General features: G+C 47.8%; 15 protein-coding genes. 10 read left to right on the top strand and 5 right to left on the bottom strand.

The features are described from left to right. Nucleotides 1-11: 11 nt before the first annotated feature. Both SIK69_RS07075 and SIK69_RS07070 read right to left on the bottom strand, forming a co-directional pair. Nucleotides 12-509: an SH3 domain-containing protein gene (locus SIK69_RS07075; RefSeq protein WP_319629281.1), complete on the bottom strand. Its 498-nt coding sequence runs from the start codon at nt 507-509 to the stop codon at nt 12-14. 437 nt (nt 510-946) lie between these two features. Continuing rightward, a complete protein-coding gene (locus SIK69_RS07070) occupies nt 947-3235 on the bottom strand; it encodes an FdhF/YdeP family oxidoreductase (RefSeq protein WP_319785732.1) in 2289 nt (762 codons plus the stop codon). A 225-nt stretch (nt 3236-3460) separates the two neighbouring features. Between SIK69_RS07070 and SIK69_RS07065 the strand changes: the two genes are divergently transcribed. Further along, entirely contained in the window at nt 3461-5440 is a 1980-nt protein-coding gene (locus tag SIK69_RS07065) for an alkyl/aryl-sulfatase (protein WP_319629283.1), read from the top strand. 250 nt (nt 5441-5690) lie between these two features. Continuing rightward, complete coding sequence (locus tag SIK69_RS07060; protein ID WP_319785731.1) at nt 5691-6005, top strand: hypothetical protein; 315 nt, start codon at nt 5691-5693, stop codon at nt 6003-6005. A 69-nt stretch (nt 6006-6074) separates the two neighbouring features. Here the strand turns inward: SIK69_RS07060 and SIK69_RS07055 are convergent, their stop codons facing one another. Beyond that, nucleotides 6075-6236, bottom strand: a complete 162-nt coding sequence (locus SIK69_RS07055) for a hypothetical protein (protein WP_319629285.1) — start codon at nt 6234-6236, stop codon at nt 6075-6077. Nucleotides 6237-6343: 107 nt separating this feature from the next. Next, nucleotides 6344-7273 (bottom strand): LysR family transcriptional regulator, encoded by a 930-nt coding sequence (locus tag SIK69_RS07050; RefSeq protein ID WP_319785730.1) that lies wholly within the window; start codon nt 7271-7273, stop codon nt 6344-6346. Nucleotides 7274-7373: 100 nt separating this feature from the next. Between SIK69_RS07050 and SIK69_RS07045 the strand changes: the two genes are divergently transcribed. Continuing rightward, a complete protein-coding gene (locus SIK69_RS07045) occupies nt 7374-7808 on the top strand; it encodes a DMT family transporter (RefSeq protein WP_319629287.1) in 435 nt (144 codons plus the stop codon). Nucleotides 7809-7817: 9 nt separating this feature from the next. Beyond that, nucleotides 7818-8309, top strand: a complete 492-nt coding sequence (locus tag SIK69_RS07040; RefSeq protein ID WP_319785729.1) for a DMT family transporter — start codon at nt 7818-7820, stop codon at nt 8307-8309. Nucleotides 8310-8538: 229 nt separating this feature from the next. On the opposite strand, the gene SIK69_RS07035 is transcribed toward SIK69_RS07040, so the two are convergent. After that, complete coding sequence (locus SIK69_RS07035; protein ID WP_319785728.1) at nt 8539-9237, bottom strand: hypothetical protein; 699 nt, start codon at nt 9235-9237, stop codon at nt 8539-8541. Between the two features lie 446 nt (nt 9238-9683). Between SIK69_RS07035 and SIK69_RS07030 the strand changes: the two genes are divergently transcribed. The 6 genes from SIK69_RS07030 to SIK69_RS07005 all read left to right on the top strand — a co-directional run bounded on the left by SIK69_RS07030 (nt 9684) and on the right by SIK69_RS07005 (nt 17408). Continuing rightward, nucleotides 9684-11153, top strand: coding sequence for a winged helix-turn-helix domain-containing protein (locus SIK69_RS07030; protein ID WP_319785727.1), 1470 nt, complete (start codon nt 9684-9686; stop codon nt 11151-11153). 19 nt (nt 11154-11172) lie between these two features. Continuing rightward, nucleotides 11173-11655, top strand: a complete 483-nt coding sequence (locus tag SIK69_RS07025) for a transglycosylase SLT domain-containing protein (RefSeq protein WP_374941315.1) — start codon at nt 11173-11175, stop codon at nt 11653-11655. Nucleotides 11656-11780: 125 nt separating this feature from the next. Continuing rightward, complete coding sequence (locus tag SIK69_RS07020; protein ID WP_319629292.1) at nt 11781-12536, top strand: helix-turn-helix domain-containing protein; 756 nt, start codon at nt 11781-11783, stop codon at nt 12534-12536. Then, nucleotides 12536-14200, top strand: coding sequence for a type III secretion system outer membrane ring subunit SctC (sctC, locus tag SIK69_RS07015; RefSeq protein WP_319785726.1), 1665 nt, complete (start codon nt 12536-12538; stop codon nt 14198-14200). Before SIK69_RS07020 ends, sctC begins: the two co-directional genes overlap by 1 nt. Beyond that, complete coding sequence (sctW, locus tag SIK69_RS07010; RefSeq protein WP_319785725.1) at nt 14191-15354, top strand: type III secretion system gatekeeper subunit SctW; 1164 nt, start codon at nt 14191-14193, stop codon at nt 15352-15354. The genes sctC and sctW overlap by 10 nt, the downstream gene beginning before the upstream one ends. Continuing rightward, a complete protein-coding gene (locus SIK69_RS07005) occupies nt 15354-17408 on the top strand; it encodes an EscV/YscV/HrcV family type III secretion system export apparatus protein (RefSeq protein ID WP_374941319.1) in 2055 nt (684 codons plus the stop codon). The genes sctW and SIK69_RS07005 overlap by 1 nt, the downstream gene beginning before the upstream one ends. Nucleotides 17409-17410 lie beyond the last annotated feature (2 nt).

The following is a 17410-nucleotide window of genomic DNA, read 5'->3' as shown; positions in this document are numbered from 1 at the left end:
CAGAATAAAGATTAGTTAATAATCCACGTTCCGCTGTTGGCGTTCTGACAAGCTTTACTGTTGCTATCCACGTTGACGCAGGTGGTTTTTTTGCTGCCACCCTTCCGGGCGCGCGGGCGATCTTTCTTCAGCGTTTGCGCATACAGTTCGCTTTTGACCAGCGCGCGCGGCGGCACGTAACCCATCAGCTCCTGCTTATCTTCTTGGGCAATCGCCAGCCAGTCATTCTCCACGCTACCGAGCACGGTATACGTTTTGCCGTTTTCCAGCTCGCCGAGAACCTTGCCGCCAAAATCAGGCGTATTCATGACGGAACCGGCATACAGCGCCCGATAGCTGGTATTAATGGGGGTAAATTCTTTAGGTACGGCAACGATATAACGATGGGTAAGCGTGACACCATTTACCTGGCTTGTCACCAGCGTGTCGTCAGTCATTTTCGGCGCAGGGGCTTTACAGCCGACCAGCACAGTGACGACCAAGAGAGGCAATAAATTTCGCAATTTCATTCTGACGTTCCCTGCAACTCGAATGGTTTTGGGTATGGATATTTAACAAGTGTTTAGCACGGATGGGTTGATTTTACATAGCCTGATTAACAATACAATGCTGCTTACACGGATATTTCTGGTGCATCGGTTTGATTTATAAGCAAAGGCAGCGGCTGACAGCGGTTTCTGTCGAGATTTACCTGAATGTGGGAGGCGAAAGGAATGGCTCCCGACGAGGGCGGGAGTCATTTATGGCGTGAATGATTACTGCTTTTTATCCATCTCTTCTCTGGTGTCTATGGCCTTACAGTAGGACGGTCAGGGTTTGGCGTAAACGACAAAATTGCCTTTGTAACCCGCGATGAACTGATTGCTGACCCGATAAAAATAACCGATGAAAAACAGGCGTAGAAGCGTGATATTCATGCCCCGCCAGCTGCATGATACGAATTAGCCTATAGCGGACGGATCTCTTTTGAGTGCAGGGTGACCCTGACCGGCACCGATTTATATGACGGGGTGCCGCTGTCTTCATCCAGATAATTCAGCGGCACCAGCACATTGGCTTCGGGGTAATACGCCCCGACCGAGCCGGACGCGATGTTATAGGCCACCACGGTAATATCCTGTAAGCGCTGGTCACTGCCGGGTAGCGCGGTGGCAATATCCACCCGATCGCCATGTTCCAGCCCAAGCTGCGCCATATCGCCCTCATTCATAAACAGCACATCCCGTCGACCAAACACGCCGCGGTAGCGGTCATCCAGCGCGTAAATGGTGGTGTTGTACTGATCATGGCTGCGCAGGGTTATCATGCGTAAAGTCTGTTCCCCTTCACCCTTGGCATTCTCATCAACGCCGTGAAACACCGAGAACATTGCTTTGCCGCTGGCAGTGGGCCAGACACGTTCCGTTGGCGGGAGTGGCATGCGAAAACCGCCCGGAATGCGGATCCGTTGGTTGTAATCGGTAAAGCCCGGAATGGTTTTTTCAATCAGATCGCGAATGCGGTCGTAATCAGCGATCAGTTCGGTCCATGCGACTTTGCTGTTACGCAGCGTCGCTTTCGCCATCCCCGCGACAATCGCCGGTTCGGAGAGCAGCTGTGGCGAGGCGGGTTTTAACTTGCCGGAGGAGGCGTGAACCATCGACATTGAATCTTCCACGGTGATCGATTGCCGACCGGTTTGTTGCAAATCCAGTTCGGTGCGGCCCAGACACGGGAAAATGTAGGTTTCTTTGGCAACCAGCAGATGGGTGCGGTTGAGTTTAGTGCCGACGTGGACGCTCAAATCGAGTTTTTGCATCGCCGGGAATGCCTGAGCGTGGTCGGGCATCGCCACCGCAAAGTTGCCCCCGAGGCAAATCATCGCTTTGGATTCGCCGCTAATCATCGCCTCAGTCGCCATCACCGCATCGTGCCCGTGGTGTGCCGGAGGGGTAAAGCCAAACACCTCTTCGAGCCGGGAAAGGAACGTGGGTGTCGGTTTTTCGGTGATGCCGACCGTGCGGTTGCCCTGCACGTTGGAGTGCCCACGCAACGGACAAATGCCCGCGCCCGGCTTGCCGATATTGCCGCGCATCAGCAGCAGGTCAGCAATTAAGCGCACGTTGGCGGTGCCTTTATTGTGCTGGGTCACGCCCATGCCGTAGGTGATGATGGTGGCGTTCGATTTGGCGTAGGCCGTGGCCACGCTTTCCAGCTGCGCCCGGGTCAGGCCGGACTCCCGCTCGATAGCGTCCCAGCGTGTGGCGCGAATATCAGCGGCGAAATCTTCAAAGCCCTCGGTGTGGGTGCGAATAAATTCTGCATCCAGCACGCCGCCACGTTCCGCATCAAACCCCAGCAGATGTTTGGCAATGCCTTTTAAGGCCGCGGCATCGCCTCCAGCTTTGACCTGGAAATAGGTCGATGCGATATCCGTCGAACTGTAGGTCGCCATTTCGATAACGCTCTGCGGGTCAGCAAAACGCTCCAGGGCGCGCTCGCGCAGCGGGTTAAAGACGATGATCGGCACCCCGCGTCGGGCCAACTCGTGCAGAGTGCCCATCATCCGCGGGTGATTGGTGCCCGGGTTATGACCAATAGAAATCACCAGTTCGGTTTTATCAAAATCGTCGAGCGAAACCGTGCCTTTGCCGATGCCAATCGAGCGCGGTAAACCGGTGCTGGTGGCTTCGTGGCACATATTGGAACAGTCGGGGAAGTTATTGGTGCCGAGTTCGCGGGCAAACAGCTGGAATAAATACGCGGCTTCGTTTGAGGCGCGACCGGAGGTGTAGAACTCGACCTCGTCCGGGGCCAGGCCGCGCAAAATTTCGCCGATACGTGCAAAGGCTTGCTCCCATTCGACCGGACGCAGGGTATCGCTGGCAGGGTCGTACACCAGCGGATGGGTCAGACGACCATAGCCTTCGAGCTCAAAATCACTTTTCGCCAGCAGCGCCGGGACGCTATTAGCGGCAAGGAATTCCGGGGTAACGCGTTTGCTGGTCGCTTCCCAGGTCACTGCTTTGGCACCGTTTTCGCAGAACTGAAAGGTAGATTTATGTTCCTTATCCGGCCATGCGCAGCCGGGGCAATCGAAGCCGTCCGGCTGATTGGTTCGCAGCAACGTGGCGGGGGCTTCAAGGGTGTCCATTTGGGTCCGCACCGCAATCGCCGTGGCTTTCAGTGCTCCCCATCCACCAGCAGGCCCGTCGTAATGTCTTATTCCGGGTACTGCACGTCGTTTGTTGCTCATATTGGCTCCTGCTGAAGGGTTTACAGGAACTATTTTATACAGATCTGCCAGTAAAATCCGTTTGTTGGCTTTTTGTATAGTAATTTGTAAAAACGTAACTGTTTGGTTATATTTGAAGTCGATGATGTTCAAAGATAAATATTGTTATGTTATTCAAAGAATTATTACCACGTGTAATTATTCGGACAATACGAGTCATTCGAGAGTTACCTATGAGGAAGAGATATGAGGCTTAAACCGATCGTCAAAAGTCTTGCCCTGGCAGGACTGCTTACATCTACTGCGATGACGCCGTTGTTTGCGCAGGAATCTCCCAAAGAAGCGACCGCTTCAACCAAACAAGCCAACGACGCACTCTATAATCAGCTTCCCTTTTCTGATAACACCGATTTCACTAATGCCCATAAAGGCTTTATCGCTGCCCTCCCTACCGATGTCATCAAAGGCGAGCAGGGTAATGTAGTCTGGGATCCGCAGAAATATGCCTTTATCAAAGAAGGCGATAAATCTCCGGATACCGTTAACCCAAGCCTGTGGCGTCAGTCACAGCTGATCAATATCAGCGGTCTGTTTGAAGTGACCGAGGGTGTGTATCAGATTCGTAACCTCGATTTATCCAATATGACCATTATTGAGGGGAAAGAGGGGGTTACCGTCGTCGACCCGCTGGTTTCTTCTGAAACAGCCAAAGTGGGCATGGATTTGTACTTCAAAAATCGGGGTAAAAAACCGGTTGTTGCAGTGATTTACACCCACAGTCACGTTGACCATTACGGCGGCGTACGCGGGGTTGTCGATGAAGCGGATGTGAAGTCGGGCAAAGTGAAGATTTACGCCCCGGCAGGCTTTATGGAAGAAGCTGTGTCCGAGAACATTATGGCGGGTAACGTCATGAGCCGCCGCGCCAGTTATATGTACGGCAATCTGTTGAAACCTGATGTGAAAGGTCAGGTTGGCGCAGGCCTGGGGACCACCACCTCAGCGGGTACAGTGACGTTGATCGCGCCGACCAACTACATCACTAAAACCGGGCAAAAAGAGACTATTGATGGCCTGACCTACGATTTCATGATGGCCCCAGGATCCGAAGCGCCGTCTGAAATGCTGTGGTATATCGAAGAGAAAAAACTCATCGAAGCGGCGGAAGATATCACCCACACGCTGCATAATACCTACTCGCTGCGCGGGGCGAAAATTCGTGACCCACTGGCATGGTCCAAATACATCAATGATGCAATTAACCTCTGGGGTGATAAGGCTGAAATCATCATGGCTCAGCACCACTGGCCAACGTGGGGGAACGAAAACGTCGTTAACCTGATGAAAGGTCAGCGTGATATGTATCGCTATATCAACGACCAGACCTTACGTCTGGCTAACACCGGCCTGACACGCGATGAAATTGCTGCCAACTTCAAACTCCCTGAAGGTCTGGCTAAGACCTGGGCAAGCCGTGGTTATTACGGTTCAGTGAGCCACGATGTTAAAGCCACCTATGTGCTTTACCTCGGCTGGTTCGATGGCAACCCGGCAACCCTCGATGAACTGCCGCCAGAAGAAGCTGCGAAGAAGTTCGTTGAGTATATGGGCGGTGCCGATAGCATCCTGAAAAAAGCGAAAACGGATTACGACCAGGGGAACTACCGTTGGGTTGCGCAGGTGGTGAGCAAAGTCGTCTTCGCCGATCCTAACAATGAAGCGGCCCGTAATCTGGAAGCGGATGCCCTCGAGCAATTGGGTTATCAGGCAGAATCTGGCCCGTGGCGTAACTTCTACCTGTCCGGTGCGCAGGAATTGCGCAATGGGGTTCAGAAATTACCTACGCCAAATACGGCAAGCCCGGATACGGTGAAAGCGATGTCGCCGGAGATGTTCTTCGATTACCTCGGGGTCCATATCAATGGTGAAAAAGCGGCCAACGCGAAAGCGGTATTTAATGTCGATCTCGGCAACGACGGCGGCAAATATAAGCTGGAGCTGGAAAATGGCGTACTGAACCATACTGCGGGTGCCGAAGCCAAAGACGCAGATGCGAGCATTACGCTGAACCGCGAAACGCTGAATAAGATCATCCTGAAAGAAGAGACCCTGAAACAGGCTGAAGATAAAGGTGATGTGAAGGTAACGGGTAACGGAGCCAAGCTCGACGAAATGTTGGGCTATATGGACAAGTTTGAGTTCTGGTTCAACATCGTTACACCATAAGGCGGTCCCCTGCGGCTTGCGCGCCGCAGGGGAGTTAAAGCAGATGGCAGATTATCTTCGGGTAAAATCTATAGTTACTGGATTAATACAGTCAAGGTAAATCCGTTTAATTAAACGCGGTGACCATTAGCCTGATAATTGTACTCTGTCGGCATTTGCTTAAAATAGTGGGGAAATCTATTCTCAGGCCCGAATGCCGGGTCTTTTTTATTAATTTTGTGGGTTATTATATTCTACGGAAGGATATTTTATGCGTTATACACCTTTTTTAATTGTGCCTTTATTAAGTGCCTGTAGTATGAGTTTTATGAAGTTTGATAACGACCCGCTGGTGCAGGCGACATATGCCACTGATGCGACAAAAAGCTCGGTAATGGCCGCGGGGGGGAAACCAGACAGTGAGATGGTTGTGCCTGAAATTAACGGGACATGCATCAACTACACGCTAAAACAAGACGCAGAGTCCATGCCATTTTATGTGGCGTTCGATAAGAATGGAAAGCGCAAACACTACGGCTATATCACTTGCCAACAGGCGAGAGCAAAGGGTGTATTCAGTCAGTAAATCCGGTTAACACTATTCCTCTTCTCACGCTTAACAGCTGGAAGAGGAATGTGTGAATGGATTTAACGCTTAGTAGCCGGCTGCCTTGTTAGCGGCCTTTATGCGCTTATTTCTGGCATCTTTTTCTTGTTGGTCTTTTGCCTGCATAATTCCACCCGCAGCATCTATCCAATCATTTGCGGTACAGCCTGATAATCCCACACTCAACAGCAGGGCATAGACATACTTCATATTCGCTCCATTATTTGATTATTGTATAAATAACGTCCGTGTGAAAAACAACGTATTTGACGCCAGGGCCGCTATTTTAACAAATAATAAAGGGGAACGGGGAGTGTTTATTGCCAGTAAAGCGGTTTGCCGAATACGTCAATATAGTAATCAATGACTGTCCGGACGTTGAGCGGCGGGTGGCGGGCATTGGGATAGATAGCCGCGATGTTCTGTGGCTCAGTCTTGATGGAGGTCTCCATTTCCGGAAGCAGCGCAACCAGTTCGCCGCTTTGTAATCGCTCCCCAATAAGCCAGTCAGGGAAAAGCACGATGCCCATCCCACCCAATGCGGCGATCAACAGCGTTTCCGCATTGTTGGATAACATCAACGGCGAGACAGGGTAATGGACCCACTCCCCGTTAGGCTGGCGCACTAACCATCGATTCGGCCCGGAAGAGCCACGATAGACCAAACATTGATGCTGGTTGAGGTCGTCTGGCTTCTGAGGTGTACCGTTCTTACGCAGATAGTCCGGTGACGCTGCCAGATGATAAAACTGCTGCCCGAACACCCGCGCGTGAAAAGAGGAGTCGGTCAGCGCCCCGATGCGGAAGATAACGTCCGCGGCATCCCGATGCGGATCGATAAAATCATCGGTCAACGTCAGTTCGATACTGAGCCGGGGATAACGTTCCGTCAAGCCGGGCAGGGCCGGGGCAACGTGACGTTGCCCGAAAAATACCGGGGCGTTGATCCGAATAACCCCGGACGGTTCCTGCGTTCTGGCATCCAGTTCCCGACGCGCGTCCTCAAGATTACTGACCATCGCCCGCGCATAACGGATAAAGAGATGGCCACTTTCGGTGGGGATGACAGCCCGGGTATTACGGTAAAACAACTGCTGACCGAGGGCATCCTCTAGCTGATGAATGACGCGTGAAACCTGAGAGGCAGAGATCCCTTCCCGACGTGCGACCACGGAAAAATTCTGCGTTTCATACACATCAATAAAGAGCAGTATCCAACGAATGCTGATGTTTCCGGGGTTATTCATTAATGCATATCCTGCACAGGTGTTTCCTGAATTATGGCATTTTTCTCATCGATGAACATGGGTAGTCTTCACCATCTGAATAATGGGAGACTATTTTGCTATGCAAGTGTTATTGATTTTACTCGTCATTGCCGCAGGGATGGGGCTGTCCGTAGAGGCAGGATTGCTGGGGCCGCTGGGCAGTAAAGTGGGAGATTTATGGGCCACGTTCAGCATTTTCGGCGTTGGGGCTGCACTGACCTTTCTGCTGATGCTATTTTTCAGCCCACGCAACAGCCCATCGTTCTTTGCACAGCCTTCATGGACATTATTAGGCGGCATCCTGGGCCCCATTTACGTCATCATTTTAACCGTAGTCACCCCCGCTATTGGCATCGCCATGACAATGATCGGCATCCTTGCAGGTCAGGTATTTAAAAGCCTGGTGATTGATCACTACGGCCTGCTAGGGACGGCGCATCGTAAAATCGACAATAAACGCATCATCGCGCTGGTTTTCATCATTGCCGGGCTAGTTCTGGTTGCACAGGGGTAAGATGACACTATGACAATTATCATGATTTTGTTAGCGGTGGCAGGTGGTGCCACGCTGAGTATTCAGGCCGCCATTAATGGGCAGTTGGGCAGTAAAGTGGGGGTCTTCAAAAGTGCGTTTCTGACGTTTTCCGTCGGAGCGCTGGTGACCGCCTTGCTGATTTTCTTCTTTGAGCCTCAACATGCCCTAAGCCTGATGGATGTCCCAAAATGGCAACTGCTGGGGGCGATGTTCGGCGTGCCCTACATTGTTGTTATGGTGTTAGCCGTGCAACGTATTGGCACAGCGGTCGCCACGGTGGCGGTGATATTCGGTCAGTTAACTATGAGTATGCTCATCGATAACTTTGGCTGGCTGGGCAATGCGTCGATCCCGTTCTCGATCAGCCGTCTCGGGGCGGTTGCCTGCTTAGGGATCGCGCTGTTCTTTATATACTCCAGCAGCAAAACAACGGTGCCACAGGATAAGAAGACGCTTGAAAAGCGTGCCGTAAACGAGTAGGCATGAGTCGATAAGCGGCCATAAAAAAATCCACGCGCGAGCGTGGATTTTTTTCGTTTCATTGTAAATATCCCTGGAAAAGGAACTATTCACTTGTAGCTCTCTTCCGACAGCCACGAAATATCGCAGTACTGTCCAGAATACGTGTGACCTGAACAAATGCGCATCAGCCATCGACGGCAAGTGGACAGGGACACACCAGCCTGCCGTCGTCCGCTTAGCGGCTATATTATGAAGAGGATTCTACGTGCTTTTTAATGCGTGGCAGGTAGTCAATGATCGCTTGAGTCTGATCCTGGGTGAAATACTTTATGTTTCCTAGATCCTTAAACGTGACGCCATCAACTTTTTCCGCTAGTAAAGCCGTGTAGGAATCGACTGAAGGGGAGGTAGCAGGGTCGGAGTCCAGATGTACAAGACCTTGTAAACACGTTACCACTCGACGTACTTGCCCATCTTCAAGGGATTCTGTGTCGCCAATTTTCTCACAGAGCTTGATCAGATTGCCTTTAAGGTGATTGACATGTTCACTGCTTTTTAAATAATCCTCCATAGCCTTGACTTGAATCTTAGTGAGTTCTGCCGTGACTTGATTTTGATTTCCTGGCATGGAGGATGATTTTTGTTTCACCTTGGCCTTATTGTTATCCATGCCAGAGGGTGTGATGGTTTTGAGTCGATTATCCAAATATTTTCTGGAATAAGCTGCATGCTCGCTTAATTTATAAAGTTTATGTACCTTCGCAAGGTCATACTTCGTTGAACTATTACGTGCCTTCTTCAGATCTTTGGCAATAAGTGATTCGGCTCTACGACAATACTTATCAGCTTTCTTGAGCTCATTCTTGGCGGAATAAAATCTTGACATGTCAAGGTTTGCGTTACTATTGCCGAAAAAAGCACTAACACGGGTAGTAATCCCAAACATATTATTTCTTCCATATCAGTTTATTAATTAGTAATTATCATTCATCTGCGCATAAATAACTTTAAAAAAACGATTTTGGGCATAATTGGGTATACCAAAAATGAGCGCAATTTGGTAGTCATGAACGCGTGGATATTTTAACTTATCAAGCTCAGAATTTAATGGTTTAAAGTAACAGAGGATATTAACGAATACTACGGAATCAAACAACACTCGACGAAATGGCGTTGCTTACAAAAGCGATGAACATCCATTTGGGGTGAGACATGAACAAAGTGCTGCTACCAAATGAAATTAATAAGCATAATCTCTGCACTCACTACAAGTGGTGCGAGGAAAATGGAATAGAAAATTCTGGCGATAAGGAGAGACATGGCTGAATACGTATGTGTTCAGCCTTTTTATCAGTGAAACCCTGAATTGCCAGATACAAAAGGAGGTCATAAATGTTCGATAATGAATGGGGAAAGCAATTTCTCGCTGAATACTGCTTTGGCGACTACTGTCTTAAATTCAACGAGGTTTTGTTGAAAAATGGTCGTGTAATACCTATTCCACCAAAAGAGTTGCACATTCTGAGTCTTCTTGTTGCCAATGCGGGTCGCCTTCTGAGCAAAGAGTTTTTAATCAAGACGGTATGGAACGGCGGCATCGTGAGCGATGAATCGTTGACCCGATGCATCTACTCCTTAAGGAAAATTTTAGAAAAGAATGGTGATTCTTGCTATATAGAAACGATATATGGCAAAGGTTATGCATTCGCATCTGAGATATCGCTGAAACCCTGTGCTAAACATAATGCGCAAGAGATGTTGGCGGTTTTCCCCTGTGAGACGTTTTCTGAGTTGGCATTTATTGATGTCTACGAGATGTTTTCTGAGAGTCTGCCTCGGGATGTCAATATTTACCCCTATGCGTTATTGAGCAAATGCCGGAGTCCCGTGGATTTTGAGAAGTTTATCAAGCATCACAACCCAAAATATGTTGTCTATTACACGCTTACCGATGTTAATCATAATGAAAAAATCGTTAACTTTAGCATCAAAAACCGAATGGAGGTTGAGCAGGTAGTCTGGCTGACGCTTGACATTTCGCAGCTGAAAGAACACAACTATACTTATTTCAAGCATCGCATGCAGCGCTGTTTTAACCATAAATTCTCCAATGACGATGGTCATCAGGCATTTGAACCGACAGGTTTTCCAGAAGAAACACATTTGCATCACTCTTTAGTGAATTATCTGATTGATGATTACAGCCACTCCAGCCTCACCACTACGGTCAATGTATTGCTAAAAAATGCAAACTTCATGAATCACAACGTTGATGGAATCATAAAGCTTGCTGAGTGCTATCTGGGCTTCATTTTGTCAGGGGATAGCAATGTTTATAAACTGATTTATAAAGTCAAAAAGATCGTTGATGGTCTGCTGCTGGTCGAGCCCTTAAACGCCAGGGCGCTGGCTCTGATGGGGGTGGTTAAAAGCATCGATAAAGAGGGCGAGCATTCACATCATTGTTTCTCACAGGCCAATTATTTAGCGCCGCATGACGATTTCGTGATCTACTATTATGCGTTGCATTTTTTTATCCAGGGCCAATATGGGCTTTTTCTTGATGAAGTACAGAAGCTTAGCCAGTCATCTGCTTTTAAAGGCCGCGTTCAGTTTCTGAAACATAAGATTCAGGCCCAGCAGTTCGGAGGCGATGGTTATTCGGAAAAAAGGCTACGCCAAATTACGGCTGATGACATGACCTTGGATGATGTTTCTGATGAAACCCATCATGTTTATGCTAAAGATAAACGTAATACTCTCCGGGGTGGGCATAAACAATTGCTCAATGCCCGGTTGAATGAACTTAAAGAAATATCTTATCACCCCCTTAGAATACGCAATAGTATTGACTGGATGTAAAGAGAGAGTTAGCAAAGAGATGAAGTTGATAATGGCAGTTGTTCTTACTGTGCCGTTCATTCGTCATGTTCATGCTGATTGCTGGGAGTTTACCGCTAAACGGTTCAATGTTGAAGTCAGGCTCCTGCAGGCCATTGCGCAGGTAGAATCAAGAATGGATCCGGCATCGATTGGCAAAAACAGAAATGGCACTCGTGATTATGGACTGATGCAAATCAATAGTGTCCACCTTAATCGACTAAGCAAAAAAGGGATCAGTGAGTCAATGCTGGTGAGCGACCCCTGTGTTTCATTATTGGTTGGCGCATCCATTCTGAAAGATATGGTTAATATCTATGGTTACGGTTGGGAAGCTGTGGGCGCTTATAACGCTGGGGCAGCCAAAGGGCGCTACAACCTGCGAATGAAGTATGCACGGCAGGTATGGCAGATCTATCAACGCCCTGTTGGTGAACGTCTTCATATTCCGCTACAGGAATTCCATCGCCGAATACATTTATGATTAAATTACGATTTAAATATAATGAAGTGATTTGTGGGCAGTGACTTTTCCATCATCATTTCATCATGATTGTGGTGCAGTGAAACACTATAGTGATTGTATCTTTCTTCGCAAAAGAACTTATCATGAAAATTGCTACCCGTGACAACAGATTGGCTGCTGGGGATGAGATTACCTTTGTAGGGCATTCATTGCTTTATATCGCCATCGGAAGTGATGGTTGCAATATTAATATATCCTCTCGTGCGCAAGAGTCGGTTAAATTCATCGGCGAAAACCAGCAAGGAATGCTGGTTTTGAAGCCGTGTACGTTGACTGTTGAATCCGGGCTATTACACTACAGCATCGTAAAGTTCCCGTTCCTGGTTAAACTTCAGGTTTTTATTGATCGCGCTCGTAAGCACAAGAAGACCTACGATGAAATTAGCCCTTTTGGTTATTTACCGGCAGAGCTAGGTGCTCAGCCCTCGTTGAGAAAAGTGGAATACTGGTTCTTAAACCAGATATTTATGAATACTGAGGGAGTTAATCAGTTCTCCAGTATATTACAGCATAACGAATGGTATGACCTGGTTGAATTTCTACTTGATGAGTCTTGCGGCAATAACACCCAGCACTTGCGATCATTGTGCGAGCGTTATGGGTTATCCGCCTCTCATTTCAGACGGCTAACCAGAGCTGCTTTAGGCAAAACAGCGAAAGTTGAATTGCGCGATTGGCGACTGGTACGAGCTTTATTTGATATGTTGGAAGGCAACCATAACCTGACAACTATTGCGATGAATCATGGCTACTCATCGCTTTCTCATTTTTCCAATGAGGTTAAAGAGGCATTTGGTGTATCGCCGAGAAATTTAAAAAAAGTTTTATACGTGGATTAATGATGATTTTTAACAAATACCCAAATGTTTGCATTTTGATCGCAGCATTAATGACGTCAATAATACCGAATACGAGTATTGCAAATACATCAGCTGCGCAAGGATATGTTGCACGTGATGAGGGGGTGAAAGGCATCTTTGACGCACTATCTTCGGCCATGCACAAGCCTATCGTTATCAGTAAAATTGCCGCTCGCAAGAAAATTAGCGGTGAGTTCGATATGGCGCGTCCTGAGCAGGTGGTTGATGCTGTGGCTAATCAACTGAGTCTGATCTGGTATAACGATAACCAGGCTATCTATATCTATGACTCCTCGGAAATTCGCAATGCGGTCATCGTGTTAAAAAATACCTCACTTAACGTGGTGGTTAATTTTTTGAAAACCTCCGGGCTTTATGATACTCGCTATCCAATCCGCGCCGATAATCGTAGCCAGACATTTTATGTGTCAGGGCCACCTATTTATATTGACCTGATTGGCAATGCAGCAAAATTCCTCGATCGCAAAAGCGATGGTTTTGATGGTCGGGAAAACTTAGCGGTTATCCCGTTGTTCAATACTTTTGTTGACGACCGGGAATATACCTACCGTAGCGAGAAAATCATCATTCCCGGCATTGCCAGCGTGGTGAACCGCGTGATGTCCAGCGGTCAGGCACCGGGCGGAGTGGTGCAAATGAGTCCACCTGTAAAGGATGATGCGCTCTTGCTCAAATCATTTCCCGGCGATACCAATGAATCCGAACCAAGCGAGATCAAACGCTTGGAAACCGAAACTAAAGCGCTGCCAACAGGCCATGGGATGAGTATTATTGCCGACCCTGGAACCAATAGTCTTTTAGTCCGGGGCAGTGCTGAGCAAGTTTCTTATATCCGTAATCTGGTTAATTCCTTAGATATCTCTAAGCGACACGTCGAGCTTTCAGTATGGATTGTCGACCTGCAAAAAGATGCCTTTAACAATCTGGGTGTTGAGTGGTCAGGCAGTATTAACGTGGGCAACAGTTTTGGACTATCGCTGAATGGCGGATCCAGCACCATAGATGGTGCGAGTTTTATGGCAGCGGCCTTAGCGCTGAGCGAAAAAAATAAAGCCAATATCGTTTCCAGACCGATGATTCTGACACAGGAAAATATTCCGGCAATCTTCGATAACAGCAGAACGTTCTATTCAAAACTGGTCGGTGAACGCACGGCTCAGTTGGAAAGTGTGACTTACGGAACGCTAGTGAGCGTATTGCCGCGTTTTACTGAAAACGGAGAGATAGAAATGATGCTCAACGTAGAGGATGGCAATCAATTTGATAACACCCGCACCGGCACCGATGATCTCCCTGAAGTGGGTAGGACGAAGATCAGCACCGTGGCCAGAGTCCCGAAGGGGAAAAGTCTGCTGATCGGCGGTTATACCCGGGATGAAGAATCAAAGGTGGAAGGCAAGATCCCACTGCTCGGCGATATCCCATGGTTAGGGCAGTTGTTTAGCTATACGCGTGACCGTAACTCAAATATGGTGCGAGTGTTTATGATACAGCCACGTGAAATTGATGGGCCATTAACCCCGGATGCCCACAGCCAGATTGCTGAGATGAAGAAGGACTTCTCACGCGATGACTTGCAAAACTGGATGACCAACTATCTGGATAGCCAAAAATGGCGTTAGGAATCAATAATAACAGCCCGTCGATGCAAATCTATATGCAGCGTAGGGACAAGCTATCGACAGAAAAGCAGACGCTTTCAGATCAGAATGAAATTAAAAATGCGCTAGCCGGTGACGATGCGGCGATAGTCGAGGACGAATCTCCAGCAGCTTTATTGCAGCGCTTTGCAAGCGCCACGGATGAAATGTCTGCCGCAATGTCACAATTCCGTAGTCGTCGCGATTACGATAAGAAAATGGGATCATCGGCAGAAAGCAGTTTTGACCAGGTACTTGATGAGGATGTTTTCCCAAAAGCCGATCAGCTTGTGAAAATTATGAAAGGGGAGAAAGGCGCTAACATTGAAAATATGCTGCGCAATGCTCGTTCACTTTTCCCTGATGACAGTGATTTGGTGCTGGTATTACGTGAAACGCTTCGCCGCCGAGAGCTTGATGAAGTTGTACGTAAACGCCTGAAGAAATTATTAAGCCAGGTTGAAAAAGAAGCCGATCCTAAGCGGCTTAAAGCGGGTATCAACGTAGCATTGAAAGCGCGCCTGTTTGGCAAGACGCTGAGCATGAACCCGGCAATCATGCGCGAAAGCTATCGCAGTTTTCTGGAGAGCGAAGATCACGAAATTGAGGTTTATCAGGATTGGGTCACGACGTATGGCGTCGAGCGTCGCAGCATCGTCGTTAATTTTATGGAGGATGCGATTCTCTCTGATATTGATTCCGCTGATCCCAGTTGCAGCCATGTTGAGTTCAGTTATTTGCTCGGGCGTATCGGGCAAATAAAAACAATCCGCTCCTGTGATGCTCTTTTTATTAAGAATGTGCTCAGCGATCAGGCTGTGAGAGAGGTCAATCATGATGAAGGATCGTGGTTGTTCTTTATGTTTGGCATATTACGTGGTCCGCAGGATATTAATGAACTCCTGACTCTAACGGTGGGTGATTATCTGCGTTTTGTTAAACGCTCAGAACAGGCACGCTTTTTACAATCAGTCTATACCAATTGTAAAAAAATGCCTTGTGAAGCATTTCCTTCGCTTGAAGAAAGAAACGATTTATTGATGTATTTTGAAATGCTAATTAACAAAGCACTGCACAATGAGAATATTGAAAGGCGTAACGCCGCTGATGCGCAAAATATTAAAGAGCATGAATAATAATGAATAAGTTTTTACATCAGATACGACATCATCCAGAGCTGTTTATTCTGGTTTTGATTGTTGTCATCATCTCAATGCTGGTGATTCCGCTGCCGACCTTTCTTGTCGATTTTTTAATCGGCTTGAATATGGTGCTGTCGATACTCGTGTTTCTGGCATCATTTTACGTTGACCGTATCCTTAATTTCTCAACGTTTCCCTCGGTGTTATTAATTACGACACTATTTCGCCTGGCTTTATCCGTCAGCACCAGCCGTTTGATCCTGAATGATGCTGATGCCGGTGATATTATCGCCACCTTTGGTGAATTCGTTATCGGCGATAACTTAGTCGTTGGTTTCGTTATCTTCGCAATCGTCACCATCGTGCAGTTTATGGTTATTACAAAAGGTGCCGAACGCGTCGCGGAAGTGGCGGCTCGTTTCTCGCTTGACGGTATGCCAGGCAAGCAAATGAGCATTGATGCTGATTTGCGCGCGGGTTCAATTGATGCTGATGCCGCAAAAGAGCGACGCAGCGTCGTTGAACGCGAAAGCCAGCTCTATGGTTCCTTTGACGGCGCGATGAAGTTTATTAAAGGCGATGCCATCGCGGGCATTATCGTCATCTTTATTAACTTTATTGGCGGTATTAGCGTTGGCGTCTCGCAGCACGGCATGGATATGTCCACTGCACTGTCAACCTACACCATGCTGACCATCGGCGATGGGTTAGTTGCCCAGATCCCGGCGCTACTTATCGCGATTGGCGCGGGCTTTATTGTTACGCGCGTGAATGGCGAAGCCGATAATATGGGCCGAACCATCGTTGGTCAATTGTTTAAAAATTCGACGGTGCTGCTGATTGCCGCAATTATCGCGCTGGGCATCGGGAGCCTGCCGGGCTTTCCGCTTGGTGTATTCGTCATTCTGGCACTCTCACTGGCCGGCATGTTTTATTATCAGCAGCGAATAGAGAAAAAGAGCAGTAACGCCGCCGCTGACTCAGCGCCTGTCAGCAGCTTTGATCCCGATGCTCAGCCCGATGAATCAGGCAGCTCACTGGGCATGCTCACCGATCTTGACAACATCGCTTCGGAAACCGTGCCGCTGATTATTCTGCTTAATGATAAAGATCTCGAGTTATTCGAAAAGAATAAGCTCGCACAGCGCTATCGCAGCCAGTTCTTTATCGACTATGGCATTAATTTGCCTGAGTTTACTTTGAAATCATCGGTAAATATCGAGCCCGATACCGTGACGCTGCTGATTAATGAAATTAAGGCGGAGCAATTCCAGACCAAATTTAATCATTATCATGTGGTGAATAGCTCACCCGAGATTGAGCAAATGGGGATCCCTTATGTCCTGATTGATAATCTGGTTTGGGTCGATGAGCATCAGCGTAAGACGTTAACCCAATTAGGCTACCAACTGAGAAACAGCATTGACGAGGTTTACCATACGCTTGCGGCTATTCTTATTCGCCACATTAATGAATATTTTGGCGTTCAGGAAACAAAAAATATGCTTGATAAGCTTGAGGCAAAATATCCAGATCTGATGAAAGAAGTTATGCGTCATGCCACCGTACAGAGGATCTCGGAAGTTCTGCAAAGACTTCTGGGCGAAAAAATATCGGTGCGTAATATGAAGCTAATCATGGAAGCCATTGCCCTGTGGGCCCCCAGAGAAAAGGATGTAATCTCGCTGGTTGAACATATTCGCGGAGCAATGTCCCGCTATATTTGCCATAAATTTGCGCACTCGAACAGCCTACAGGTAATCATGCTATCTGGAGAGTTTGAGGAGCGGATAAGGGCAGGGATTCGCAATACTTCGGCGGGTACTTTTTTAAATCTCGACCCCGCCGTGTCGGATGAACTAATGGATAAATTCGCTCTGGCCATGGACGGCGTAACTATTTCCTGCCGTGATTTGGTGGTCCTGACTTCAGTTGATATTCGTCGTTTCTTAAAGCGATTTATTGAAACACGTTTTAAAGACCTGGAAGTTATGTCATTTGGCGAAATAAGTGACAGCGTATCTATAAATGTCATAAAGACGATTTAACA

The sequence above is a fragment of the Scandinavium lactucae genome (assembly GCF_033843265.1).
GTDB lineage: Bacteria > Pseudomonadota > Gammaproteobacteria > Enterobacterales > Enterobacteriaceae > Scandinavium > Scandinavium lactucae.
Note: the sequence above shows the minus strand (reverse complement) of the source record. Positions and strands in the feature narration are given on the sequence as shown.

Excerpts from the sequence above, each read along its gene's own strand:
- SIK69_RS07025 (WP_374941315.1), top strand. The coding sequence starts at position 11,173 with ATGAAGTTGATAATGGCAGTTGTTCTTACTGTGCCGTTCATTCGTCAT.
- SIK69_RS07040 (WP_319785729.1), top strand. The coding sequence starts at position 7,818 with ATGACAATTATCATGATTTTGTTAGCGGTGGCAGGTGGTGCCACGCTG.
- SIK69_RS07075 (WP_319629281.1), bottom strand. The coding sequence starts at position 509 with ATGAAATTGCGAAATTTATTGCCTCTCTTGGTCGTCACTGTGCTGGTC.
- SIK69_RS07065 (WP_319629283.1), top strand. The coding sequence starts at position 3,461 with ATGAGGCTTAAACCGATCGTCAAAAGTCTTGCCCTGGCAGGACTGCTT.
- SIK69_RS07045 (WP_319629287.1), top strand. The coding sequence starts at position 7,374 with ATGCAAGTGTTATTGATTTTACTCGTCATTGCCGCAGGGATGGGGCTG.
- SIK69_RS07035 (WP_319785728.1), bottom strand. The coding sequence starts at position 9,237 with ATGTTTGGGATTACTACCCGTGTTAGTGCTTTTTTCGGCAATAGTAAC.
- SIK69_RS07055 (WP_319629285.1), bottom strand. The coding sequence starts at position 6,236 with ATGAAGTATGTCTATGCCCTGCTGTTGAGTGTGGGATTATCAGGCTGT.
- SIK69_RS07020 (WP_319629292.1), top strand. The coding sequence starts at position 11,781 with ATGAAAATTGCTACCCGTGACAACAGATTGGCTGCTGGGGATGAGATT.
- SIK69_RS07050 (WP_319785730.1), bottom strand. The coding sequence starts at position 7,273 with ATGAATAACCCCGGAAACATCAGCATTCGTTGGATACTGCTCTTTATT.
- SIK69_RS07030 (WP_319785727.1), top strand. The coding sequence starts at position 9,684 with ATGTTCGATAATGAATGGGGAAAGCAATTTCTCGCTGAATACTGCTTT.
- sctW (WP_319785725.1), top strand. The coding sequence starts at position 14,191 with ATGGCGTTAGGAATCAATAATAACAGCCCGTCGATGCAAATCTATATG.
- SIK69_RS07060 (WP_319785731.1), top strand. The coding sequence starts at position 5,691 with ATGCGTTATACACCTTTTTTAATTGTGCCTTTATTAAGTGCCTGTAGT.
- sctC (WP_319785726.1), top strand. The coding sequence starts at position 12,536 with ATGATGATTTTTAACAAATACCCAAATGTTTGCATTTTGATCGCAGCA.
- SIK69_RS07070 (WP_319785732.1), bottom strand. The coding sequence starts at position 3,235 with ATGAGCAACAAACGACGTGCAGTACCCGGAATAAGACATTACGACGGG.